Origin of the sequence: Paenibacillus thiaminolyticus, assembly GCF_007066085.1 — a bacterium.
Classification (GTDB): Bacteria; Bacillota; Bacilli; order Paenibacillales; family Paenibacillaceae; genus Paenibacillus_B; species Paenibacillus_B thiaminolyticus.
This window is the reverse complement of sequence record NZ_CP041405.1, coordinates 4,354,291-4,380,215: the sequence shown is the minus strand read 5'-3', so window position 1 is coordinate 4,380,215 and position 25,925 is coordinate 4,354,291. Positions and strand designations below refer to the sequence as shown.

Below are 25,925 nucleotides of genomic sequence, written 5' to 3'. Positions count from 1 at the left end.
ATATTCTTCCAAGTAATGACCGCCAGGCCAGTTTATTATTAGACCTGCGCCCAGGATTTGGACTAGACCTTTACTCAAAGCTCCATCTTTAGACATAAAAAACCGCCCCGTAAGGGACGGTCGGTTCCGTGCTATTTACTCTTCAGCTTGCCCTTCGGCATCAGCAAGGTGCAGCCGAGGCAGATGACGGCGACGGCCGCCATCACGAGGAACACATTCTCAAGCCCGGTCTCCAGGAATGTGCGCAGGCTGTTCATGACATCCGGCGCCAGTTGGCTCGCGCTCTCCGGGTTCAACAGCTTGTTCAGGTCATCGTCCGAAATACGGGAAGCGATGTCCGGCCCGGCTTGTCTGACCATGGACGCGATGCGTTCATTCAGGAAGGTGCCGAGCGCCGCGATACCGATGGTCTGGCCGAGCGTCCGCACGAACGTGTTCAGCGCCGTGGAAGCGCCGCGCATATTCCAGTCGACCGACGACTGGACGATAATCGTGAACACCGTAATCGAGAACCCGAAGCCAAGTCCCGATACCGTCATCAGCGCGACGATGACCCACATCGACGTCGCGCCCGTGATGGAGGCCAGCCATATCGATCCGGCGGCAATTAGCGTCATGCCGAGGGAGGAGGTTAACCGCGGGCCGCTCTTGATCAGCATCCGGCCTCCAATGATCGAGCCGATGAGCCAGCCGATGGACATCGGCGTCAGCGCCATCCCGGAGCTGGTGGCGCTATGCCCCATGACGCCCTGAATCCAGAGCGGCATGTACGAATTGATGCCAATCAGCACGCTGCTGACGAGGAAGCCGACGAGATTGGAGATGGCGATGTCCCTAACGCGGAACAGCTGGAACGGAACCATCGGTTCCTGCGCTGTTTTTTCGATACGGTAGAACCAGATGAGGAACACCACAGCCAAGCCGAGCAGCGCGAACATCCAGGGGGATGTCCAGGCAATGTTCTGCCCGCCGGTAATAATGGCGAACAATAAGGCCGTCATCCCGATCGAGAAGGTCGCCGCACCAGCGTAATCGATTGGCTTGTCCTTCTTCTCCACCTTCTCATGGAATAGCTTGGCGATCATCCATACCGAAATAATGCCGAACGGCACGTTGAAGAAGAATATCCAGTGCCAGGAGAGCGAATCGACAAAAAATCCGCCGACCAACGGGCCGACCAGACCGGCTATGCCCCAGATGGAGCTGAACAGCCCCTGGATTTTGGCGCGTTCCTCCAAAGTAAAGATATCCGCCACGATGGTGAAGGTGGCGGGCATGACAGCGCCGGCGCCGATGCCTTGTATAGCCCGGAACAGAATCATTTGCGTCATATTCGAAGATAAGCCGCACAGCATGGATCCGCCGACGAATAAAATAGAGCCGAAAATAAAGATCTTTTTGCGGCCGAACAGATCGGCCAGCTTGCCGAACAAAGGCGTCGAGATGGCCGTCGTCAGCAAGTAGGCAGAATAGACCCAACTGATCAGCTTGAGTCCGCCCAGATCAGAGACGATCTGCGGCATCGCGGTGCTGACGACCGTAACCTCAATCGCCGCCAAAAATGTAGATAATAACAAGGCCAGCGTCACGAGCTTCCGTTCGCGCCCGGCCTGCATCGTTGCAGTGCTTCCCATTGCCTCATTCCCCTTCTCTCTTGCTCTCCGCTTCCATTCACAATGGTCCTGTATATCGTCACGCATGTTGCCGCTATCTGCTATCTTAGCATGCCTTGTCCGGGCCGCGATCCAAGCGGAATCGCTTAACGCTGTTCCGGCCCGGCACTCCGCTGTCCGGCCGCGCCAAGCCAGCAGCCCGCCTCCATATAGGCTGCAGCCAGCTGCGGATAAGCGGCCTCATCCCATATGTCATCATGGGTGATGACGATCAAGCCGCAGCCCCGCTCGGCCTGTGCAAGGCACCAATCGCGTATCAACGCGGCGCTCCCGGCATCGAGACCTGCTGTCGGCTCATCGAGCAGCAGCAGGGCGGGCCGGTGCAGGCCGGCCAACCCAACGCTGAGCAGCCGGGTCGCTCCGGCAGGCAGATCGTGAGGATGGCGGCGGCGGTAACGGGATAGGCCCGTAGCACGGAGCAGTTCCTCTGCCATCGCCGCAACGGATTCCTCCCTGTAGGCCTGCGCCGGCGGTAACGGGGCATGCAAGCGGGTGCTCCGCCAAGCCATGGCGGCAGCATCGAGCACTTCCTCTTCGACGGTACGGCCGAACAATCCGGCTTCCGGCTGCTGCGGCACATACCCGATCAGCCGGGCCGCTTCGTAGACGGAGCAGCGCGGCAGCAGCTTGCCGGCCAGCCGGATCTCCCCGGACATTCGCCCCGCTTGTCGTGGCATTCCCTTCGTCAGGAGCTTGAACAAGGTAGATTTGCCTGCTCCGTTCGGTCCGCGAAGAAGCATGCATTGTCCCGGATACAGCTCGAACGAGACCTCGCGAAGCGCCTGCCCCCGAACGTTCGATCTGGCATTATCCTTATCCTTCCTCCTTTTCCCATAACGGAACGACACGTCCCTGACTTGCAGGATAGGCGCTTCCCCTGAATACTCCCCGATCAGTTGGGCGGACCTATGTGCGATGACTCCGGAGCCCCTGTCATCCGGTACGGCGATCGGCTGGCAAGACGGGCGTGCCGCGGTGGACGTCCGCAGCTTGTTCAGGGCGCCTGCCGCTTCCGCTTCTTGTAGCGCGCCATCTAAGATGATACGGCCTTCCTCAAGCAGCAGCAGCCGCACATCGGGCAGTTGCCCGATCCAATCCTCCAGCCGGGCCCCGGCCAGCACCGCCGTGCGCCCGGCCTGCTGCCCTGTACGAAGCGTCTTCAGGAGACGCTCCCGGGATGCCGCATCCAGATGGCTCCACGCCTGGTCCAGGATGAGCAGCTCCGGCTCCATCGCCTTGACCGCAGCGATAGCCGTCCGCTGCTTCTCTCCCCCTGACAGATCCGTGATCGGCGCCTCCCGCAGCGCTTGGAGCCCGAACGCATCAAGCTGCTCCTCCACCCGGCGCATGACCTCATCTGCAGACACACCCATATTTTCCGGGGCGAAGGCCAACTCGTCCTCCACCGTGCCGACGATAAGCTGCGAATCGGCATCCTGCAAGGCCAAGCCGGCCACTGCGGGCGGCTGGCCCTCCGGTGGCTCCGTCTTCCCTTGCAGCGTGCCTTCATGGGGCTGCATCACGCCGGCCAGCAGCTTGCACAGCGTCGTCTTGCCGCTGCCATTCGCTCCGGCGATATAGACGATATCGCCCCGGTGGAGCGTGAAGCTGCAATCGCGCAGGGCCGGCTCGTCCGCGCCCAAATAGGTAAAGGTCACGCGCTCGATGCGCATGACCTCTTCACGCAGTAATTCCATCGTGGCAGCCCCCTATCTCCGATGCTCGCGGCAGGCCTTCCCCAGAGCGAACGGGCGGACAGCCCGCGCGGGTGCCAGCCGATCGCCAATCAGCTTCGTTAATGCGCCGCAGAGCACAAGGCCGCTGAGACAGCGAATCACGAGCGTCGCAATCAATACCCACGTCTCATAATAAATGTAGCCGAACATGAAGGCGGAGACGACGAACCAGATCGGCACCGCCGCCAAGCCGATAAAGAGCATGGACGGCCAGTCGTATCGCCGGTAACGGAACAGATAGAGCAGCGGCTCAATAGCGATGCCGTAGCATAGCGCGGCCGCAATCGCCGACCAGGGGCCGTAGGCGGTACCGACCAGAATCTGCACGACGGCGCCGAGCGCGTAGGTCAGCATCGCCGCGCCTGGCTTGCGAATAATATAGGCGGCCAGCAGGCCGTAAATCATATATAACCCAACGATGGATGACGTCAGTATCGGCCCGCCCAACGAGTGCAGCAGCTTGTTCAGCCAGGACAAGCCGCTCGTCAGCACCCCGTTCGCCGCGGCCAGCAGGGCCATGAGCACCCATTCGCTCAAGGTCAGCGAACGCCATAATCGCGTATTGGATGATGTCATCTGTGGTCAACTCTCCCTTATGTTCTCCCGAATGCGAAAGGATACGATGGTCCGGCATCCCTTGTCTTCTATACACGTTACAAGTCATGCGCTGGAAATGCAAGTAAAAAAGCGGGGCCTGTCTACGCCCTGAGCCTGAAGCCCCCGGCCGGCAAAGGCTGCCGGCCGCTGCTAGCCGCACCACCAGGTGGCGGCGGCTCCTAGCACCGAGGCGAGAGCCAGTCCGATGCCCGGCGCCGCGAAGACAAGCTGGCGCCGATACGTCCGCGGGGCGGCGCCGAACCGCTTCGCCTCCATCGCCGTGGCAATGTCCTGCACGCGGCGAAGCGTGTGCGCAGCCGCTCCAGCGATGACGCGCTGCAGCCGCTCAAGCCGTTCCGCCGAGCTATACGGCGGAACGAGGCGGCGCAGGCGCTCGGCGTGCCGGATGCGGGCCGTCTCGGCCAACAGAATCGGCACGAAGCGCAGCGCGATCGCCGCCGCGTACGCGAAGCGGTACGGCAGCCGCAAGTAGCGCGACATGGCGAGGACGACATCGCGCGGCGCCGTCGTCCCCGCATAGACGAGCGATGACAGGAACAACGTCATCGCCCTGAGCGTCAGCGCGGCCGACTGGAGACCGGCTTCCCGCGTCAAGGTCAGCTTCCCTGCCGTCAGCCACGGCGTATCGCCAGGCAGGACCAGCCACTGGAACAGCAGAAGCGGAAGGGCGAATCCGCCGATCCATGAGCTCACCAACCTCCAGCGCTGCGCTGTCCACCCGCTTCCGCTCAGCGCGATGAGCAGGATGGCAAGGAACCAGCCGGCCTGCCACTCCACCTTTATGCTGATCATGACGGCCAGTCCGGTGCTTAGCAGCCAGACGCCCTTCGTCAAGGGGTCGATGCGAAGCAGCCAGCTCATAAGTCCTCCCCCCTTATCTTACAAGCGTCCGCCGGGGCGGGCTTCCAGCCTTCGGAACCGGCACGAACGCATAAAAACATACGGCCTAACCCAACTTAATACAGATTGGGAGGACCCGGCGCCTCCCTTGCCCGTCCGCCGAAAAATTCACTTAGCATCATACCGCTTAACCTGAAGAAAGTAAAGATGGAGCAAACGCGGCAAAGCCCTTTCGCAGGCGCCGCAGCGTATGGAAAGGAGTCCAGTCATGGCGGTGCAAGACATAGCGAAGTCGCGTCGCAACATGGTTCTCATCGGTCTCATTATGGGGATGTTTTTCAGCTCACTCGAACAGACGGTAGTGGGCACGGCCATGCCGACCATTATTAAGGACTTAAGCGGATTCGCCATCTTCGCCTGGGTGACAACGGCGTACATGATCTGTTCGACTACCGTCATCCCGCTCTCCGGCAAGCTGGCTGATCTGTTCGGGAGCCGGTTTATTTATTTGACCGGATGGATTATTTTCGTCATCGGTTCATTTCTGTGCGCCACCGCAGTCAACATGGGACAGTTGATCGGCTACCGCGCCATTCAGGGGATTGGAGGCGGCCTGCTGATGCCGATGTCCCAGACGATTATCGGGATGATGTTCACCCCGGCGCAGCGGGCGAAGTGGCAGGGCGCGTTCGGGGCCATCTTCGGGCTTAGCTCCATCGTCGGGCCTTTTCTCGGCGGCTTGATCGTCGATCATATTAGCTGGCACTGGATCTTTCTCATCAACGTCCCCTTCGGCCTCGTCTCGACGGCGCTCATTTTTATCGGGATGAAATCGATGGGCAGCCCACGCGGCAAGAGCAAAAAGGTTCATATTGACTGGCTCGGCATCTTCACGCTCATTCCGGGGATCGTGCTGGTGCTGTATGGCCTGTCACTGGATCATGCGAAGTATGCCTGGACATCCCCTTACAGCCTGTTTATTTTCGGCGCGGCCTTGATCCTGTTCCTCGTCTTCATTCCGATCGAGCACCGGGCGGCCGATCCGCTGATCGACATGTCGCTGTTCCGCAGCCGCGTCTTCAATGTGGCCGTCGGACTCGGCTTCCTGGTCGGACTTGGAATGTTCGGCGCCATTATGTTCGTGCCGATGTTCATGCAGGGCGTCCTCGGGGTGACGCCGACCCAGGCTGGCTCCACCATGACCCCGATGATGATCGCGCTCATTATCGCCAGCGTGCTCGGTGGCCGGCTTGTGCTGAAGCTCCCTTACCGCACCGTCATGGCTTCCGGGATGGTGATCAGCGCCTTTGGCTTCTTGCTCATGTCCACGATGGGCATCCATACGACCCCGCTTACGGCCTACGGCTTCATGATGGTGCTCGGCTTCGGCATGGGTCTGGTCATGCCGCTCATTACCATCGTGGTCCAAAACGCCTTCCCCCGCGAGCAGCTCGGAACCGTCACCTCGGCCACGACCTTTTTCCGTTCCATTGGCAGCACCATTGGCACAACGCTATTCAACGTCATCATGAACGCCGATATCGCAAGGAACATCACCGCGGCCATGCAGAAAGCCGATCCGGTGACGCAAGCCGTCCTCGACCGAATTGGGACGGATTCGAACACCCTATACCAACTTCTGATTAACCCAGCTATGCTGCCGCTCGAAGGCGAAGCCAAAATCGCCGTGCTCGACACGCTCAAGGAAGCGTGGTCGGCATCTTTCGCAACCGTCTTTTTGACGGGACTCGGGTTCATCATCGCCGGCATCGTCATTTCCCTGCTGATCGGCAGCGGCCGCATCTCCCGCGACGACCCAGGCCGTAAGCGCAACCCGGGCTCTGCCACGGAAGGCTCGGAGAGGAATTCAGCCCAACCGGCCTAGAGACAGCAAGCTGCAAGCTGTATCTCCGAGGGGAGACCGGCCTGCAGCTTGATTTCTTATGTCATCGAAAAAAGAGAATATCCGGGATCGTAAAAAGGATTGAGAGGGGTAAAACCAACAGAAAACTGTGCTTGATATCGTGCAGCCCGAACCGATATTCCGGCTTGGGATGATGACTAATTGAGGCAACAACACTTACACAAATACTGATTCCAAACGCAAGCATAAAATTTTGGGCGAATATCATCATCATACGACTCAGTCCCTCTTTGGGATGATTTCATGCATCATCCTTATACGATATGCACCAAGCCCACTTCAGGCTGGCTTTTCATGTTAGTATCTCCCCTCTAATGAGACAAAAAGGCGCCTCTCCAAGGAGAAGCGCCTTTCAACTTATAACATGCTTTACACGACACTAGCATCGGATTATTGCTTGCGCATATACGTCCGATACCAGAGTCCGAACACGTACAGCACCCAGATTTTACGGGAGTAGTCGCCTTGGCCGTTGCGGTGGCGGGTGAACATCTCTTCTACCGCGCTCAGGTTGACGAGCGGATCGATGCCGCTCGCAGCCAGCTCCTCCCACATGATGCCGGCCCGCTCCGTGCGCAGCCAATCTCGCATCGGGACAGGGAAGCCGAGCTTCGGCCGGTGGAGCACCGAATCCGGAATAATGCCCTCCATCGCTTTGCGCAGCGCGTACTTCGTCGTCTTCTCGGCAATCCGGTAGGAAGCAGGAATCGTACGGGCCACGTCAAATACTTTGCGGTCCAGGAACGGGACGCGCAGCTCCAGCGAATGCGCCATCGTCAGCTTGTCCGCCTTCATCAGAATGTCGCCCGGCATCCACAGATTCATATCGATATACTGCATCCGCGACACCGGATCCAGATGACGAGTACGGTCATAATAACGGCCCGCGATCTCGAACGGCTTCTGATAGGCCGCAATCTCATCCGCGCTGACGCGCAGCAGCTCCGCCTTCGCATCGTCGGTCATAATATTGGCATTGCCCAGGAAGCGCTCCTCCAGCGGAGTCGTTCCCCGGAGCAAGTAGTTTTTCCCGTAGAAAGAAAACGGTACGGCACGCACCATCTTGTTCACCACGCGCTGCATTCCTTCCGGCATCCAGGACAGATAGCGCAGCGAATGCGGCTCGCGATAGATGCGGTAGCCGCCGAAGAGCTCGTCCGCGCCTTCCCCGGACAGCACGACCGTAACATGCTCCTTCGCCAGCCGCGCGACCTCATACAGTGCGATCGCGGACGGATCGGCCACAGGCTCGTCCAGATGCCAGATCGCGCGCGGCACGGCGTCGAAATACATCTCCTGCGTAATGATCCGATCGTAGTGATCGGTATCGATCTGCCGGGCCGTATCGCGGGCGATAATCGTCTCATCGTTCGGTCCCTCGAAGCCGACGCTGAATGTCTTGATCGGCTCGATGGAACGCATGAGCGTGGACGTAATCGTCGAGTCGATGCCGCTCGACAGGAAGCACCCGCGCTGCACCTCGCTGTGCAGATGATGCTCTACCGAGTCGCGCATGACGTGACGAATCTCGTCGAGAACCTGAGTAAGCGGGCGATCCACCGGTTCGAACATCGGGTCCCAATATTTCTCGATTACAGGCTGCTCGCCCAGCGGAATCGTCATCGAATGAGCCGGCGGCAGCTTATAGATGCCGGCGTACATCGTCTCCGGATCCGGAACATATTGGAAGGTCAAATAGTTGTAAAAGCCGTTCATATTGACCTGACGGGCCACGCCCGGAACGGCCAGAATGCTCTTGATCTCCGAGCCGAAGACGAGCATCTCGTCGTTCATGTAATAATACAGCGGCTTGATGCCGAAATGATCGCGGGCCAGGAACAGCTCCTGCTTGTTCCGATCCCAGATCGCGAAGCCGAACATCCCCCGGAGATGGTTGACGCACTTCGTTCCGTATTCTTCATACAGGTGCAGGATACATTCCGTATCTGTATTGGTTTTGAATTGATGGCCGCGGCTGAGGAGATCCTCACGCAGCTCCAAATAGTTATAAATCTCGCCATTAAAAATAATCCATACCGAATCATCCTCGTTGCTTAGCGGCTGCGCGCCTTCAGCAACGTCAATGATGGACAGCCGGCGGAAGCCCAGGCCGACCCGGTCGCCGATCCACAGCTTCGCATCGTCCGGCCCCCGGTGATGGATCAAATCCATCATGCTGCGAATGAGATGTTCGGATGGTTGTTGATCATGAAAATGATAGATTCCGGCAATGCCACACATCGGTTCCAAATCCTTTCGATCATTGCATACGTATATGCATGAAGTATGTCAACATATAGTTGGCGCTAGTCGGCACTTGCCGCAATCGCGGCATTGCTAGCTGGATATCGTATACAGGCCTTGACATTTTTAGACCCGTACTGATTCATTATATACGTTTTTGACGAAATGCGACACAGGCCTCGCGCCAATTCGCCACAATCTCCGGATTCGACGCGAAATGCAGATGCGTATACCCGGCTACGAGCGGCAGCCCGGCCGGATGCACCGCTCCTTCCGGCTTCTCTCCGGCCCTTCCCCGGGACAGATAGGCCGGAGGATAAGCTTGCTTCAGCCCGGCCTTAGGCTCCTCAATCGTCGAATAATGGAACTCATGTCCTCTCGCCGTCCCGTCCCGCAGCAGGAAGTTGCCGTCCGTGCCGGTCACCTCCCGGTAGCCCAGCGCGGCCAGCTTCATGCCCATCCGCGTCTCGCCCGGAAGCAGGCCGGCCAGCGGGCAGACTTCGCCGTCAACGGTGATGAGCCGCTCCATCAGCAGCATATATCCGCCGCATTCGGCGAACGTCGGCATGCCCGCCTCCACAGCTTCCCGAATCGATCCGAGCGTCCGGGCGCAGCGCGCCAACTGCTCGGCAAAAGCTTCCGGGAAGCCGCCCCCGATGTAAAGCCCGTCGGCATCCTCGGGCACCGGCTCGTCCAGGAGCGGCGAGAACCGCACCAGCTCGAAGCCGGCCTCTTCGAGCAGCTCCAGATTATCCGCGTAATAGAAATGAAACGCGGCATCATGAGCGAGCGCCAACCTCAGCCGCCGCTCCGCCCCGCCGGTCAGCGCCGCCGTGCCGGCTCCTTCCGCCGGGCGCGCTTCTCCAGCGGGTATAGCCTCCGTGTCCGTCCGCTCCCTGGGGCCGCCGCCGTTGGCAATTTCCTCCCGAGCCGCCGTATAGACCGTCGCGATGCGAAGCAGCGCCTCCATATCCGTATGCGCCTCGACAGCGTCGGCCATCCGGTCGAACAGCGTCTCCAGCCCGCCTCGCTCCACAGCCGGCACAAGGCCGAGATGCCGCTCCGGCACCTGCAATCCGTCTTCCCGCAGCACGTAGCCCACCAGCGGCACGCCGCATACCTGCTCTACCGCTTCACGGATCAGCTTGCCATGGCCTTCACTGCCAACCCGGTTCGCGATGACGCCCGCCAGGCGCACCTCGGGATCAAGCTGCTGGAAGCCGAGGACGATCGCCGCGGCGCTTCGTCCCATGCCTGACGCATCAATGACGAGCAGCACCGGACAGTCGAGCTGCTTCGCAATCGAAGCCGCGCTCCCCTCATCGCTGTCGGCGCGGCGCCCGTCGTACATCCCCATCACGCCCTCGATAAGCGCGATATCCGCCTCTGCGGAGTGGCGGAGGAAGGTCGACCTCATCGCTTCCGATCCGCACATCCATTCGTCCAAATTGCGAGAACTTGCTCCGCATACGGCGGTATGATAAGTCGGATCGATGTAATCCGGCCCGCATTTGAACGGTTGGACCTTCCAGCCCTGACGGGTAAGCGCCCGCATCAGCCCAAGGGTGACCGTCGTCTTCCCGGTCCCGCTTCCGGTTCCGGCAATTAGCAGCCGGCGCGGCCCCTTTTTCGGATTCCGCTCGATAAATGTCGAATGAGTTGAATGAAGTTCGGACATGGTGTCTTATCCTTTCGCATCTCTTTTTCCCCATTGTACAGAACCTCCACCGTGAACGCCAACCGGGATTGCGCAGGCGCGCGGCAGCAGCCTTATCCGGGGATGTGTAAATTGCCATTTTCCTGCACACCCTAATACCATCGTATCGACAATAACTGACAAGGGGAACAAGCGGATATGATCTACATCTTCCTGGCCTGCACGCTCATCATTATCTTCGTTCTCATCGCCTGGATCGTTCCAAGATATGCCGTCTTCCAGATGACCCGCAAAAGACCGGCCACCTACGACAATTGCTTCGACCTGCTGGAGCGGTACCGCGTCTTCAGCAAGCAAGAATTCGACGATTGCGATAAAGAAGAAATTTTTATTCGCAGCCACGACGGATTGAAGCTTCACGGCAATTACATTGAAAAGCACCCCTATTCTGATCGGATCGTCATTATCGTCCACGGCTACACATCCGCTCTTCCGTGGTCGGCCCAATTTATGGACATGTTCTTCAAGCTCGGGTACAATGCCCTGCTTATCGATCAGCGGCGGCACGGACAGAGCGAGGGGATCCGCACCACCTTCGGATTGAAGGAAAAGCGCGACATCGAAGCCTGGGTAGACTGGATTATCGCGAATAAAGGAAAGGACTGCACCATCGGGCTGCATGGCCAGTCTTTTGGCGGGGGCACCGTGCTGGAGTACGCAGCCAATTCACATCCGTTCGTGAAATTCATCGTGGCCGACTGTCCCTATTCCGATCTGACAGAGCTCATACGCCATCAGGTCTCCGTACTGAATCGCCTTCCGGCCTGGCCCTTCATGAAGCTGATCGACATTCTGCTGGAGAGCAAAGCCGGATTCAGCATGAAAGATGTCAGCCCGCTCAAGGTAATGGAGACCTGCAAGCTCCCCATCCTGTTCATCCACGGAGCAGCGGATATTTTCGTCCCGACTCATATGAGTATCGATATGTATGAGGCTAAGCCCGAGCCGAAGGAACTGCTGCTGATCGACGAGGCCACCCATGGGGTTGCCTACTGCTACGACAAAGAACGGTATGCCGACAAAGTAACCCAATTCGTTATCCAACATACCGGCCTCCCCACCGCCCGCGAAATGGAGGAAATCGATCCGAGCAAGCACCAAGACGCCGCCTCGGTTCAGCAGCCGTATCCTGTATACCAGGTCCAAGAAGAACCATCGCATGCATCCATGCATCGCGCTACATGACGATTGACAGCCAAGCTAACCGGGGAGTACATGCTCATCAACTCCCCGATATCCCCTTCCCTCAGAAGTTAAGAGCCTGATTACCGAAGGTTATCACGAGTATCACGAGTATCACGGGCATCACGGTCTCACGGGTAGCGCGCCTCCATCCTCTTATCGACGACTCCTCTTCCACAGCAGCCTCTTTATTCCCTTTTGGACACTATCCCATCGGCTCATGCTCCCGGGAGAACCTGTACATCAGCACGGCAATATTGTTGGACGCCTTTCTCTTGGTTTGCCTCAATAATTCCTCCATCCCTTGCGCCTGCTGTCCTACCGGACTGTTCTCGTTCCTGAGCCGCTGGCAGATTGCCCGCATGTGCGTTTCCCATATGGCCTCCCCATCAACGATTACATCTCCGCAGAGCTCCCCTCTCAAGTCCTTTTGGTCACAATCCCATCGGCTCATAAATTTGGGGAAGGCGGTACATCAACGTGGCATCTCCATGTCTGTCTCGTTCTTGCCCACAACTCTTTTCTCGCCGCTACATGTCCCCCTGCACCTGACGGATGAAGGCCTATTTTCGAGAAAACACGCTGAATAAAAGTAGCTCGTCTCTACATTCATACCGGACGATTTTATTCCTGAGCCGTTGGGAGATTGCCAATAAGGACCCTACGCACAAGTTTCCCGTTTCTGAGCCTTGGGAAGATTGACCATAAGGACCGGGCCGCATGCACTAGTTCCTTTTTCTGAGCCGTGGGGAGACTGACCGTAAGGATCACACGAACCTGCTTCCCTTCCTGAGCCGCTGGGAGATTGACCATAAGCACCGCCCCCCACCTGCTACCTTTCTGAGCCACGGGGAGAACGTCCATAAGAGGCATATCCCCTCCACCACTATTCCCATCCTCCAAAATAAAAAGCGGCACCCGCAAGTCTGGATGCCGCTATGTATTCAATCTGTTAAGTCTGAGCCGGGGCGGTTGCGAGCTGGAACAGCAGGATGTCGTAGTCTTCAGCCTTGAGGCTGTACAGAGCTTCGGGAGAAGCTCCTAGTTCCGGATCGCATTCCTGTATGTCTCCGTACCGGAAGACGCGATCGAGGGCGGCCTGTACCTGGGCGGATTTGCCCTCGGCCTTCATGATCTGCATCAATTCGTAGTCGCGGATGCCGCGCTGAAGCCATTTGTAACGCAGGGACAGCAGCGGCTTGCCGAGCGGGCCCGGGTAGATGAAGTTCGTATCCCCGGCCTTCCATATTTCAGAGCGGTAAGCGATCCGCTCCAGCGGCTTATCCGGCCAGACCGTGTAGTTCCAGCGCAAGAAGCCATCCGTGCCGAGGCGCTCGGCGAACCAGGCGATAAGCCGGCTCTCCAGCGGCGGGGAAGCCAGGAACGTATTCGGGCGTGCCGGGTTGCAGCAGACGTAATAGAGCAGCTTGCCCTCAATCGACGCACGCTGATCCATCAGCCGCTGATGCTCCTTCACGGCACAATTGAACAAGGGCACATAGTCGGATACGCCTTCCAAGCCTTTTTCCACAAATTCCACATGGTTGATCGCGACCTTGTAACGGAAGGAAGGTGCTGCGTCGCGCAGCCAGGTCAGGCGGCGATTGAACAAATCATACTCTGCCGGCTCGTCTGCTAAAATGCGGACGCGCTCGATACGGCCAGTCGTGACAAAATGCTGCTCCAGCGCCTCAACATACGCCTTCAAATCCTGCTCTTCGCGTATAAAACGGTACGTTCCTCTCGCTTCATCGTAGTAACGAACCCGCACCCCGTCGGGAGCACCCTCGACAACGGAACCGTATCCCGATTCAGCTTCCTGCCAAATGTTCAATAGTCCGAAGACCTCAATCTCCTCGCAAATGCCATGCTTCTCTCCCAGCGCAATGTAGCGGTTCAAGGCGGAAAAATCATAATGAAAAACTCCGTCCGCGCTTCTGCTAACGGCGACGATGCTGTACTCGAACAGATCGGACGGCTCGCGGTCGTTATGCGAGAATTGCCCGGACCACGGAATCTCGGATACGATGACGGTCAATGCCTTCTGACCTAGCCGGGCCATGCTCTCCAGGTAACCATCCAGCACGGAGAAATGCTCTTCCGTCCAGTATCCGGTATGGTATTTGCGCGCAATATTGGAGCTATGCTGCCACAAATCAAGAAAAAACCGGTAATCGCGCGGCTCGGGCAACCTCTCCGGCAAGACGGTCCATCGGAAGTCGCATTCTCCTGTCAGCTGTTCGTCCTCGAACAACGTATGCGTGTAGATGCGCACCTTGCCTTCGTACGTTCCCGGCTTCATCTTCTCGTCCGCATGCCATTCCACCCATACCGGCTGCACCTGCCGGGCTTGCACATGAATATGGGCATCCTCCAGCAGCAGATCGGCCTTCGGCGTGCCGTCGTCATCTTCGATGAAGCCGACAAGCTTGATCTCCGGCTGCACATGGACGCCCTCGGCCGTCACTTCAATTCGGGCGATCCGAAGCGCGCCCCCCTTCCAGAAGAGCGCATCCGGCCGTGTCGTCAGCAGGAAAGGCTGATCATCCGCCACCAGCACCTGGAACGCGGCGCTGTCCCGCCTGCAGCTGGCTATCTCATGAGGAGAATTGCCGTCAGCCTCATGCTGGGTGTAATGGCTCCATCCCTTCCATGTGCGCATTTCCTTATGGAACATATTTTTCAAGCCAATATACATTAAGCTCACACTCCTCTGCCGCTCGCATAGTTCACAGCGCTGGCGAACCGAACTAAAGCCTATTTATTTCGACAGCGACGGAGCTGCCTCAAAGCGCAGCGGCTCCCCTTCTCGGTGCAGCTCGAACACGACAATCTCATTCTCGCCCTGGCGCAGAACCGGGGCCGGAACATAGAGCGCTTGCTGCGGGCCTACTTCCCAATAACGGCCCAGATTGAAGCCGTTCACGAAGACAACGCCCTTCTTCCATCCTTCCAGACGAAGGAAGGTATCCTTCGGCTCATCCTCAATAACGAGCTTCGCCTCATAGAATCCCGGTTGCTCCTCTTCCCATGCCCTAGCCCCCGCTGTATCGAAGCTCAAGCCGGCCAGCGTCTCCAACTCCAGCGAACGAACCTCCCAATGGAACAGGAACTGTCCATTCAGGCGCACCCCATGCGTAATGCCTTTGCGGTCATACAGTTGAGGCCCGTAATTGACCCGCCCCATATTCTCGACCAGAATGTCCAGTTGGGCGCCGTCCTCCGGTACCGTGACCGGAAGCGATTGCGGATTCCAGCGCTCCACGACGCCAATCAGCTTGCGATCGAGAAACACCAGTGCCCGATCCCGCACATCCTGAATCGTTAACCGGCTCTCCGGACGCGGTCCGCTGATGCGAGTCGAATACACGATGAAGCCATTGTTCTGGCCGTACTTCTCCATCGGTTCCGGACAAATGCTATCCTTGACCTCCGTCATCGGCTCCAGCGTATCGAACAGCTTCACGCGGCGGGTAACCGGGACGGAGCCATAGTCCGCCTTCGGCGTATTCGCCGGCAGCTCACCTTCCGGAAGAGAGACATACTTGCCAATAACTTCACGGAACGCATGGTACTTCGGGGTCAAATCGCCGGCCTCGCTAATCGCGGCATCATAATCATAGCTTGTAACGGTCGGTTCATATTTATCGCTGTGGTTGGCGCCGCTGCCGAAGCCGAAGTTCGTCCCCCCGTGCACCATATAGAAATTAACGGAGGCGCCCATGCCGAGCATGTCGTCAAGCACGCGAGCCGCATCCTTCGCATCGCGGGTATGGTGGGGTTCGAACCAATGGTCGAACCAGCCGTTCCAATATTCCATGCACATGAGCGGGCCATCCGGTTGGTACTCCTTCAGCTTGTCGAACGCTTCCTTCGGTCGGGAACCGAAGTTAACGGTCGCAAGCACGCCTTCCGCCATGCCCCCCTGCAGCATGTCATCCTGAGGGCCGTCCGAGGTGAACAGCAGCACATCGACTCCACGCTCGATCAGCATCGCCCGCTGCGCTTGCAGATACGCTTGGTCGTTACCGTAGCTCCCATACTCATTCTCGATCTGAACAGCAATAATCGGGCCGCCCTTGGTAGCCAACAGCGGTGTCAATTGAGGGAGCAGCGCATCATAATAAGCTGACACCTTCTCCAAAAAACGCGGATCGTTGCAACGCAATCTCATGTCATCCTTCAACAGCCAAGCCGGCAGGCCGCCGAATTCCCACTCGGCGCAAATGTACGGGCTTGGACGGACAATCACATACAAGCCAAGCTCGCCGGCGAGACGGACGAACTCCGCCACATCTGCCATGCGTTCGAAATGGAACTCGCCCTCGCGCGGCTCATGCACATTCCAGGCCACGTAGGTCTCGATGCAGTTGCAGCCCATCGCTTTGATTTTGCGCAGCCGATCCTCCCAATAGGCCGGCACGATGCGAAAATAATGTATCGCACCGGAAATAAGCTGAATGGGGCGGTCGCCCATCTTAAATTGCCCTTCGTCATAAGAAAGCGTTGTCATTGGCTTCTCTCCTTCGCCGATATCATCCTGAATCATACCTGCTCCTTCGATCTGCAGCAGACCTTACCTTCATGATAGCGGTTTTCCAGCAAATGAACATGCAATTTTTTTACCACCTGCATGCACAAATGTTGCAAAAAGAGACTTGCCCCGCTCATACCGGTGCAAGTCTCGTTCAACTTCATTATTTCATTCGGCTTGAGCTCAGCCTCGGAACACTTCCGTCTGACGCTTCAAGCGTACTGCCTGCTCACGCAGCACCTCCGAGGATGCCGCGATTTCCTGCATCATCGCGGTCTGCTCCTGCGTGGCGCTCGCCACCTGCCTTGTGCCTGACGCCATCTCTCCCACGACGACGGCCATCTGCTTCGTCTGCCCGAGGGTAGCGGCAAATTGCTCGGTCTGCTGTCCGACCGCCGATGCAATGTCGCGCATCGAGGAGGATGCCCGCCGGGTCACTTCCGCTATCGTGTGAAGCGCTTCCGCGGCATCGTCTTTTTTCCCCGCTTCGACGCTGACCATCTCCACCTGTGCGGTAATGAGCCGAACCGCTTCCTCAACCTGGGACTGCATATGTACGATGCGCTCGTTAATGCTGCCGACAGCTTCTGCACTCTGTTCAGCGAGCTTGCGCACCTGAGAGGCGATAACCGCGAAGCCGGCACCCTGCTCTCCGGCCCGGGCCGCTTCAATGGAAGCATTCAGGGCGAGAAGATGCGTCTGATCCGCGATCTCCCGTACGGCAATGGAGATATCCCCAATCTGGGCGGCCTGATCATTTAAGCGCTCCACCGTCTGGATGGAGGCTTGGCCGGATTCCGCGGCATGAAGCATGCCGTCGATAATCGACTTGAGCATGTCCTCACTGTTGGCCAGCGCTCCCAGCATGTCGGAGGTCATCCGCTCGGTGTCGCTTGCCTGGCGCTGCACGTCCACCGCGGATTCGTGGATCCGCTCGACCGTCGCCGCCGATTCGGCCGTCCATTCGGCCTGCTGCTCAGCCCCCCGGTTCATCTCCTCCGCCGTCCGTGAAATATGCTCAATCTGCTCAGCTGCCGCCGACATCGCATCCCCCAGCATCTCCGTATTGCGCGTCGTAATCTCCACGCTCAGCTTAATCTCCGCAATCATGCTCCGCAGATTCCGTATCATCGTCCCGAACGATTCGACGAGTATGCGTATCTCATCATGGAACCGGTAGGCCGGTATGTCGACATTCAGATTGCCCTGCGCCGCTTCGTCAGCCGCCTTCGCCAACTGGGTCAGCGGCTTGACGATGAAGCGGGCGGCCAGCCAGCCGAGAAAACATGTCCAGAAGATGCCAAGCGCAAAAATAATGGCATCATAGACAACGGCGTTCATATCCGGCGCCAATACCGGCTTCAAAATAAAGATGAAAAATCCGCTGGTCGCATACGTGACCGCCGATACGATCAGCAACCCCAACACCATTTTCGTCTGAAATCCGAATTTCATCTTGTCATCTCCCCATGATTGATGAACGGTATGGTTTGTCTCTACTCTTCGGATTCGTCCTTACTCGCGGTGAACAACAGGATCGTAATCAAGACAAAAGCAACGAGAGCCAACAACGGAATCGTAATCCAACCGAATAAATCAAGGTAATCGGAACCGCAAGGCACGCCGGTCCGGCAAGGCGAAATCTCCTCCATGCCTGGAACCTTCTGCACCATGTAATGATAAATGGACACCGAGCCTCCGATAATCGACAGCGGCAAGGTGTAGCGGAAAATCCCCCGGTCACCGCGGTAAGCGGCAATCCCCAGCAGCAGAACCAGCGGGTACATGAAGATACGCTGTACCCAGCACAGCTTGCATGGCTCCCAGAGCAGAATTTCGCTCATGTATAAGCTGCCGCCCGTCGCGATGATCGCGACGAGCCAAGCGAGATGCAAAGCATATCTTCGAATGCTCGACATAGCGGTTCCCCCAGTTCCGTTTATTGCGCCTTCTCTAAAGCTTTATCGATCATCGCTTTGAGGCTTTCATAATCTAGATAATTGCCGTTGAACTCCACGCCGTCCACGAACACCGCCGGCGTGCCGTGAACCCGGGCCTGAGCCGCCTGCTGCTCGTCCTTCATCACTTCATCCCGCATTGTGCGATCCTGAAGCGCCTTTTCCAGCTGGGCCGTATCGAGATCCGGCACCGTCCGCTGGGCAAAATCGATGAGGAACGGCGCTGTGGCCCAGTCTTGCCTCTCTTCCTGCTGTGCACGGTACAGCTCATGATGGAACGACCAGAACGCTTCCGGCTGCTGGCGGAACACCTCTTCGGCCGTCTCGGCCGCCAATTCGGAGCCCGGAATGACGAGCTTATTCAAAAACGTGAATTTCACTTTGCCAGTGTCAATATAGTCCGCTTTCAATTGAGGGTATATGGTGTCATTCCAAATTTTGCAGGCCGGGCACTTGTAATCGCCGAATTCCACTATCGATACAGCGGCATCGGCATTCCCAAGCGTAGGCTGTCCCTCGATGTTGAATTCAACCGGAGGCTGGTTCGCTATCTCTTCCTGCTTCATTTTCTCCCCTTGCTGATTCAATACATAAATGAGAACGGCCAAGACGACAATCGCGATGGGGATCATTAACAAAAAGGCCCGGTCATTTCCTTTTTTTCCTTTGCGCGAGCTTGAGGTCGCTCGGTGTTTCGTAGTTTTTGCCAATGGATTCACCCTTTTCTACTTGTTTCTTCCTTTCTTAACTTTAATAGATATACGGACAATTTTCCATTTGTTTTAATAAATTTCTCTTCAAATCTGTGAGGTATGTCACTGTTTGTTAACATAACAAATCAAGTTATTGCGATTGGCTATAAATATGATAGGACTTATATATTTCAGCAATAAAGAGATCTGTGCCATAATCAAACCATACTGAAGCCGAAAAGGAGCGAGCCAGGAATGGCAGACGAGTGGCGTCCTGAACTGTATGACAGCAAGCTTGGATTCGTGTCCGCCCATGGACAACATGTGATTGGACTGCTCCAGCCGAAAGCGGGAGAATCCGTGCTGGATGTCGGCTGCGGCACCGGCGATCTCACGGCCCGCATCCGGGAGAGCGGGGCTCATGTGGTCGGCATCGACAAATCGGAAGCGATGATTGCACAGGCGCGCAGCAAATACCCGGATTTGCGCTTCATCGTCGCAGACGCGGAATGCCCCCTGCCTGAAGCGGTGGCGGAAGCGTTTGATGCGGTCTTCTCGAACGCGGCGCTGCACTGGATGAAGGCGGCGGACCATGTTCTCGCCGAGATATGGCGATGCTTGCGGCCGGGAGGGCGGTTCGTCGGGGAGTTCGGCGGCCGGGGGAATATCCGCACCGTGGAGCAAGCTATCGAAGATGTGCTGCTTGCCGAATACGGAATCGATGCCGCTGCCTTCCATCCGTGGTCTTTCCCTTCCTTGGGAGAGTATGCCGCGCGGCTGGAGGCGGCCGGCTTCCAGGTCGATATGGCCGTTCATTTCAATCGGCCTACCGCTCTTCCGGATGGCGATGCCGGAATGGATTGCTGGCTGGAGAGCTTCGCTAAGCCCTTCGTCCGCGCCGTAGGAGAGAAGGAGTCAGGCCGCCTGTTCCGTCTCGTTAAGGAACGGTGTCGTCCTTCGTTGTACAGCGGGGACGAATGGACCTTGGACTACGCAAGGCTTCGGTTCGCGGCGCATAAGACGCTGCGCGAATGAAGCACAAGAGCGCGAGCGGTTCATCCGGCTCGCGCTCTTCTCTTGGCGTTCAGCGTTCAGCGTTCAGCGTTTAGCGTTCAGCGTTTAGCGGGGCGCGGGGCGAATCGAGGCTTAGTGGCCGTGGCCGCCATGCCCCGTTCCGGACTGCGGCTCGATTTCGAGCAGCGCATCCAGGGCGCTCTGCACGCTCGGCATGACCGTCTCCTCCGCTCCGGTCAGCCAGGCCGCATTGAACGGCCCTTCGACCGGCGTCTCCTTATAGCGGGGCCGAACCGATTCGAGATAGGCCTGCAGCTGCGGCGGGACCTTGCTTCCGCTCGTCCACAGCAGCGGAGCGTGCTTGCCCAGATGAGCGAACGGCGCCTGAATGACCGCCAGCTCTTCATCTCCTTCGCGCACGAAGGAGAAATTGTGCCCCGGCGTCCTAATCCTCCATCCGAAGCCTGTCTGCGGATCGTAGTACTTGGCGAACGCGATCGCCAGCTCGATCGGACTGTCCGCCGCTATCCGCTCCACTCTGCCAAAAGCCTTTAATTGCTCCAGCACTTCCTCGGGAATGAGCTCCTTCGGGCCTAGCACATACATTACGGCTTTTTTGCGCCGCTTGGCGAGGGCATCGGCGGTCGCCTGCGGAATGCCCTGCCTGCTAACATAGAGCACCGGCTCCGGCATATGGGCAATCCAGCTGACAGCCGGCATCGCGTAGTCCGCCTCTTCGCTGGAAGCGATAATGACCGAGGACGGCTGTTCCTTGCTTACGCGCGTATAATAGGCGTCGATGGCCGAGGCGACGCGAGCCGGATCATCGCCTTGAATCGCATCGACCTTCAGATCCAGCCCGCGAAGCTCCTTGAGGACGTCATCACTCACCTTCCCGACGACAATGGCCTGGACGCCGTTATTGTCGGGAGAGCCGGCAGGCTTCAGCCGCTTCAGCTCGGCCAATGTATCGTTGGGAATGCCATCGGCATCAAGATAGAGCAAGGGCCCGTTATTCGGAAAGTGGATTAAATCGGCTGCCGCCATCGCAACGGCCCAATCCTCCTTCGGCACCAGCACGACGGCGTTCGGCCGCTGATTATCCGTTTCGGCAGGCCATACCGTACGCGACACGTAGACGGCGGCCTTCACCGGATCGTTCGTATTAATGCGGACCATATTTTTCGTGGCGATCCAGGGCGCATCATGTGCCCGCTCCTCCGCCAGCGGCTCGCCGGCATGGAATGCGGCCTCTCCGGTCACCGGCTCGCTCTTCTCGCAGCCGGCAGCAAGCAGCAGGACGCCGGCAAGCAGTACGGCTGCCCAAGGCAGACGGGCAATCCGCCCGATGCCCTGACCGTGACCCCGCAGCGAACGGAGGCCTGCCCTCCAGACCGATTCCCGGGTCCTGCGGCGGTTGGAGCGATCGCCTTGTTCGACTGTCGTCATTACAAACCCACTCCTTACTTCATACATTCTGTAAAGTTATTTCCATAGTTGTCCCCATTTACACGATCCGGCCTCCAGCTTCTTGTTCCGGCGCCCACCCGCTGCCCTTTCTTCCCCTTATATCCTCCGCCATTCCTGCCAACTGCGCCCGAACGGCAAAAAAAGACCTCCCCTCGCGTCTCTTCCGAGACGTCAAGGGAAGGCCTGAATATTGCGTTATGGCAAGTTCGGATTTAGTTGACGCCGCCGACATCTTTATCTTTGCCGAGCAGGATGGTCAAGCCCAACAATGTAACGAGGATAGTCGCTCCCATATCCGAGAGGATGGCGATCCACAGCGTGAGCAGCCCTGGAATGGTGAGCAGCAGCGCCGCGATCTTCAAGCCGAGCGCGATGCCGATATTCCAGCGGATAATCCGGTTAACGTGCTTCGAGATCCGGATCGCATTCGGCAGCTTGCCGAGGTGATCCTGCATCAGCACGATATCGGCCGTCTCGACGGCGCTGTCCGTCCCTTTGCCCATGGCGATGCCGAGCTGGGCGGATGCGAGCGCCGGCGCATCGTTGATGCCGTCGCCGACCATGGCGACCTTGTACTTCGCGGCCAGTTCCTTAATCTTGCCGACCTTCTGCTGCGGCAGCAGCTGCGCGAACCAGTCGGTCACGCCAACCGCATCCGCGACCTGCTTCGCTGATTGAGCGTGGTCGCCCGTCAGCATCACCGTATGCTTCACGCCGGCTTCATGCAGCGCAGCCACGGTAGCGCGGCTCTCCGGACGAATCTCGTCCGCGAGCCCGAACAGGCCAAGCGGCTCTCCATCCTGCTCGGAGACGACGGCGACCAGGGTCAAGCCCTTCGCCTTCATGCGTTCCGCTTCGTCCCGGGCCTGCCGGATGCGCTCGGCGGCTGCTCCGCTCGCCTGGACGATGTCCAGCACGCGCTCGCTGCCTACCCAATACACGGAACCTCCGACGACCGCCCGGATGCCTTCCCCGGGCACAGTCTCGCTCTCCGACGGCTCATCGAACGCCGTCTCCCGCTTCACTTCCAGATGGCGTATAATCGCCTTCGCCAATGGGTGAAGCGAAGCCTGCTCGACCGCGCCGGCAATCCGGTAGAAGCGGCCCGCATCGTAGACGGCCTCCTCGTGCACGGCCGGTTCGCCTTTGGTCAGCGTACCGGTCTTGTCGAAGGCCAGCGCTTCGATCTTGCCAAGCTGCTCCAGATGAACGCCGCCTTTGACGAGAATCCCGTTGCGGGCGTTCCGGGTAATGCCGCTCACAATGGCGATTGGCGACGACAGCACCAGGGCGCACGGACAACCGACAATCAGCACCGCCAAGCCTTGATACAGCCATTTATACCAATCCCCGTCGAAGAAGAGAGGCGGGATAACGATGACAAGCGCCGCGACAGCCATAATAATCGGCGTATATACCTTGGCGAAGCGGTCGATGAACAGCTCCGTCGGCGTCTTCGTGTCCTGCGCCTCCTGCACGAGGTGCAAAATCTTGGCGAGCGACGAATCCTCATACGCCTTGTCGATCCGCACCTTCAGGACCCCGTCCGTATTCACGCTGCCGCCGAATACGGTATCCTGAACTTCCTTCGCGACGGGAAGCGATTCGCCCGTAATCGCCGCTTCGTCGACGGCGCTCCGCCCTTCCATGACCGTCCCGTCGGACGGAATCTTCTCGCCCGGACGGACGAGAACAACATCGCCAACGACCAACTGCTCGATCGGAATCGACACCGTCTGCTCATTCCGGATGACGGTTGCTTCCTTCGGAGCGACGGCAAGCAGGGTCTCCATCGAACGGCGGGCCCGTTCCATACCGTAGCCTTCCAGCATCTCATTCAGCCCGAAGAGAATTGCGACCAGCGTCGCTTCCTTCCATTCCCCGATGAGCACTGCTCCGGTCAACGCAACCGTCATCAATGTATCCATCGTAAAGCGCAACCGCAGCAGATTGCGGGCGCCCTTCAAAAACGTAACATAGCCGCTAAGCGCCATCGCAGCCAGATAGATGACAATGAGGACGGGGCCCGGCAGGCGGCCGTCCAGTACGAAGGTCGATAAGTACAAGGCGCCGGAAATGCCGAGAAACCATTTCATCCGATTCATGTTGCCATGGCTGTGATCATGGCCATGGCCGTGTCCTTCCTCATCGTGATGCCCATGAACATGGCTGTGCGCTCCCTCGGAGCAGCAGCCGTCGCCGTGCGAATGGCCATGGGCATGGGCGCCTGCGGCTGCCGCTCCGGCCGCTTGCGATGCTTCCACCAGTCGCGCCCCATCCGAACGAAGGATACGCCGCACTTTATCCATATCAACGCGCCGATGCATTTTCAAGGTCGAGCTGTTATAACTGAGCACGGTATCTTCTCCGAACTCCAGCCTGCGGATCTCCTCCTGCAGCCCGGCCGCGCAATTGGCGCAAGACAGCCCTTGCACTTTGTACACAACGCGTTCGTCAGCGTCTGTTCTCTCCCGCTCCTGTGTCTTCATGGCAATGTTCCTCCCTCATATGCTCCAATGTCATGCGAATCAAGGTCCGAATATGGTGGTCCGCCAGGGAATAGAAGACATTCTTCCCTTCCTTGCGCGAGGTCGCGATCCCCAGCGACTTCATCAAGCGCAAATGATGCGACGTGGTCGCAATCGACTGCTTCGTCAGAATAGACATATCGCATACGCACAGCTCGCCGCCCTCATCCAGCAGCCACGCCATCTTCATCCGCGTCGGATCGGACAGCGCCTTGAACATCTGCGCCATGCCTTGAACCTCTTCCTCCTGCACACGTCCTTGCAGCTGCCGAATCTTCTCCGCGTCATAGCATACAATATCGCACACGTCGTCTTTGCTTGTTCCGGAGCCATTCATATCGGCCTGCTGCCGCTTCTCTTCCAACAAGGTCACCACTCCATTCCATTTCGTTATGTGAGGTTTAATGTAGAACATGAAATCGTAAAAGGATAAGTAAAATGGAGCACTCTTCAAACAATCAAACGAATGATTGAATATGTCCTTATCTGTACTATATCCGATCTCCTTCTAACATTCAAGTGATTGTTTGACTATGAATTTATTTTTAGGCGAGGGCCCTATCTCCGCAACCAAGCAAGGCTTATATTCATTATCTCCCAGTTTCCGATTTATCTTGTTATACAGCACAAAACCGCCAGGAACGAGGGACTCTCTCCTGACGGTTCTATTCCATTTGTCCCTGCCGTCCGCAGCGACTTCATGCGGCGCCATCGTTCCGGCGTCCTGCCCCGCTGCCCGGCTAGCGACTGATTCCCGCAGGCCTTCTACCGCTCCACTGCGTCGCCTTCAACAGCTATGTACATCTCCGTCTGCATCGAATTCAACAGCCATCTACAGCTCTGTCTGATTCGCCACCAGCAGCGGCACGGCCTCCTTGTCAACGACGGAGACATAGGGATCGCCCTGTATGTAATAACGCCACAGCTTGTCCGCGAATTCTTCCGCATACGGAATATTGATGCGCGGGGCGGCGACGATCCGATCCGCGCCCGGGCAGATCCCTGCTTCCAGCCACAGCTCCTCGCTGTCCGTCAAATCCAGGGCATTGCACTGCTTGTCGATATTCAGCGCCATACAGAGCTTGCCGGGGCCGTTACACAGATCGGCCGGCTTGCGGGAGCGGATCACGCGGAACGAGCGCATCCTCGCTTCGTCCTCCGGCGTGCAAGGAGCCACGGCCCGAATAAGCACCGCCTCCGGCTTGTCCTTCTGCTCCGCAACCACATTCAGGCAATGATACATGCCATAAATAAAATAGACATACGAAGTTCCGCCATCTGCGAACATCGGCTCCGTCCGGGCTGTGCGCAGTCCGCCGTAAGCGTGGCAGCCCTTGTCCTCGGGGCCTACATAGGCCTCCGTCTCCACGATGCGGCTGCGAATGATGCCCGCCTCCGTGCGCCGGACGAGCACCATGCCGAGCAGGGTCTGCGCCAGCGACACGGCATCCATCCGATATAGAGACCGAGGCAGCCGTTCCCCCGGCTCCAACTGGTGACATAACGTATATTCGCCCTTCCCGGCCTCGGTCTGACTGCGGATGTCCTCTTCTCGCTCCATCTCTATTCTTCCGCTCCTCTCCTGCTCTTTTCTTGACGCTATGATAGCATATTCCTTGCCCTGGAATGAGGGGAGTCATCCGGAAGCGCGCTTGAACAAGCACGGGACAGAGCAGCGCCCGGATGGCTGCAGAACCGCATCTGCTAAGCCGCATTGGCTGTGAAGGGCAGCGGAACTTCTACCGCTGAGCGGTATAGGCTCTGGAGGCGGCGGAATTCCTTCCGCTGAGCGGTA

Annotated in this window: 18 protein-coding genes; 3 read left to right on the top strand and 15 right to left on the bottom strand. The window is 58.1% G+C overall.

Features of this window, described 5'->3' with window-relative positions:
- Positions 1–131: 131 nt before the first annotated feature.
- The 4 genes from FLT43_RS19515 to FLT43_RS19500 form a co-directional block, all read right to left on the bottom strand.
- Positions 132–1,634, bottom strand: a complete 1,503-nt coding sequence (locus tag FLT43_RS19515) for an MDR family MFS transporter (RefSeq protein ID WP_087444004.1) — start codon at positions 1,632–1,634, stop codon at positions 132–134.
- A 125-nt stretch (positions 1,635–1,759) separates the two neighbouring features.
- Positions 1,760–3,370 (bottom strand): ABC transporter ATP-binding protein, encoded by a 1,611-nt coding sequence (locus FLT43_RS19510; protein WP_087444005.1) that lies wholly within the window; start codon positions 3,368–3,370, stop codon positions 1,760–1,762.
- Positions 3,371–3,382: 12 nt separating this feature from the next.
- Complete coding sequence (locus FLT43_RS19505) at positions 3,383–3,985, bottom strand: ECF transporter S component (protein WP_087444006.1); 603 nt, start codon at positions 3,983–3,985, stop codon at positions 3,383–3,385.
- A 171-nt stretch (positions 3,986–4,156) separates the two neighbouring features.
- Positions 4,157–4,888, bottom strand: a complete 732-nt coding sequence (locus FLT43_RS19500) for an energy-coupling factor transporter transmembrane component T family protein (protein WP_087444007.1) — start codon at positions 4,886–4,888, stop codon at positions 4,157–4,159.
- A 247-nt stretch (positions 4,889–5,135) separates the two neighbouring features.
- Here FLT43_RS19500 and FLT43_RS19495 point away from each other — a divergent pair, with 247 nt between their 5' ends.
- Entirely contained in the window at positions 5,136–6,752 is a 1,617-nt protein-coding gene (locus FLT43_RS19495) for an MDR family MFS transporter (RefSeq protein ID WP_087444008.1), read from the top strand.
- 429 nt (positions 6,753–7,181) lie between these two features.
- Here FLT43_RS19495 and asnB read toward each other — a convergent pair whose 3' ends face one another.
- Positions 7,182–9,032, bottom strand: a complete 1,851-nt coding sequence (asnB, locus tag FLT43_RS19490; protein ID WP_087444010.1) for an asparagine synthase (glutamine-hydrolyzing) — start codon at positions 9,030–9,032, stop codon at positions 7,182–7,184.
- A gap of 148 nt (positions 9,033–9,180) precedes the next feature.
- The gene (locus FLT43_RS19485; RefSeq protein ID WP_087444011.1) at positions 9,181–10,713 is read right to left on the bottom strand and encodes a cobyrinic acid a,c-diamide synthase CobB; all 1,533 of its coding nucleotides are present in this window, start codon (positions 10,711–10,713) and stop codon (positions 9,181–9,183) included.
- Between the two features lie 177 nt (positions 10,714–10,890).
- On the opposite strand from FLT43_RS19485, the gene FLT43_RS19480 reads away from it, so the two are divergent.
- The gene (locus FLT43_RS19480) at positions 10,891–11,937 is read left to right on the top strand and encodes an alpha/beta hydrolase (RefSeq protein WP_087444012.1); all 1,047 of its coding nucleotides are present in this window, start codon (positions 10,891–10,893) and stop codon (positions 11,935–11,937) included.
- A gap of 949 nt (positions 11,938–12,886) precedes the next feature.
- Here FLT43_RS19480 and FLT43_RS19475 read toward each other — a convergent pair.
- The 5 genes from FLT43_RS19475 to FLT43_RS19455 all read right to left on the bottom strand — a co-directional run bounded on the left by FLT43_RS19475 (position 12,887) and on the right by FLT43_RS19455 (position 19,136).
- Positions 12,887–14,632, bottom strand: coding sequence for a DUF4091 domain-containing protein (locus FLT43_RS19475; RefSeq protein WP_087444015.1), 1,746 nt, complete (start codon positions 14,630–14,632; stop codon positions 12,887–12,889).
- A gap of 63 nt (positions 14,633–14,695) precedes the next feature.
- Positions 14,696–16,447 carry a glycoside hydrolase family 35 protein gene (locus FLT43_RS19470; protein ID WP_087444185.1) on the bottom strand — a complete coding sequence of 584 codons (1,752 nt, stop codon included), beginning with the start codon at positions 16,445–16,447 and terminating at the stop codon, positions 14,696–14,698.
- A 204-nt stretch (positions 16,448–16,651) separates the two neighbouring features.
- On the bottom strand, positions 16,652–17,923 hold the full coding sequence (locus FLT43_RS19465; protein WP_087444016.1) for a methyl-accepting chemotaxis protein: 1,272 nt from the start codon (positions 17,921–17,923) through the stop codon (positions 16,652–16,654).
- A 41-nt stretch (positions 17,924–17,964) separates the two neighbouring features.
- Positions 17,965–18,387: a disulfide oxidoreductase gene (locus tag FLT43_RS19460; RefSeq protein WP_087444017.1), complete on the bottom strand. Its 423-nt coding sequence runs from the start codon at positions 18,385–18,387 to the stop codon at positions 17,965–17,967.
- A 20-nt stretch (positions 18,388–18,407) separates the two neighbouring features.
- On the bottom strand, positions 18,408–19,136 hold the full coding sequence (locus FLT43_RS19455) for a DsbA family protein (RefSeq protein WP_244194309.1): 729 nt from the start codon (positions 19,134–19,136) through the stop codon (positions 18,408–18,410).
- Between the two features lie 237 nt (positions 19,137–19,373).
- Here FLT43_RS19455 and FLT43_RS19450 point away from each other — a divergent pair, with 237 nt between their 5' ends.
- Positions 19,374–20,153, top strand: a complete 780-nt coding sequence (locus FLT43_RS19450; RefSeq protein WP_087444019.1) for a class I SAM-dependent methyltransferase — start codon at positions 19,374–19,376, stop codon at positions 20,151–20,153.
- A gap of 111 nt (positions 20,154–20,264) precedes the next feature.
- On the opposite strand, the gene FLT43_RS19445 is transcribed toward FLT43_RS19450, so the two are convergent.
- From FLT43_RS19445 to FLT43_RS19430, 4 genes are all read right to left on the bottom strand, one after another.
- Positions 20,265–21,581 (bottom strand): ArsR family transcriptional regulator, encoded by a 1,317-nt coding sequence (locus FLT43_RS19445; protein WP_087444020.1) that lies wholly within the window; start codon positions 21,579–21,581, stop codon positions 20,265–20,267.
- Positions 21,582–21,814: 233 nt separating this feature from the next.
- Positions 21,815–24,091 carry a heavy metal translocating P-type ATPase gene (locus FLT43_RS19440; RefSeq protein WP_087444021.1) on the bottom strand — a complete coding sequence of 759 codons (2,277 nt, stop codon included), beginning with the start codon at positions 24,089–24,091 and terminating at the stop codon, positions 21,815–21,817.
- On the bottom strand, positions 24,057–24,503 hold the full coding sequence (locus FLT43_RS19435) for an ArsR/SmtB family transcription factor (protein ID WP_244194310.1): 447 nt from the start codon (positions 24,501–24,503) through the stop codon (positions 24,057–24,059). The genes FLT43_RS19440 and FLT43_RS19435 overlap by 35 nt, the downstream gene beginning before the upstream one ends.
- A 459-nt stretch (positions 24,504–24,962) precedes the next feature.
- On the bottom strand, positions 24,963–25,691 hold the full coding sequence (locus FLT43_RS19430; protein ID WP_087444022.1) for a DNA-3-methyladenine glycosylase: 729 nt from the start codon (positions 25,689–25,691) through the stop codon (positions 24,963–24,965).
- Between the last annotated feature and the right edge of the window lie 234 nt (positions 25,692–25,925).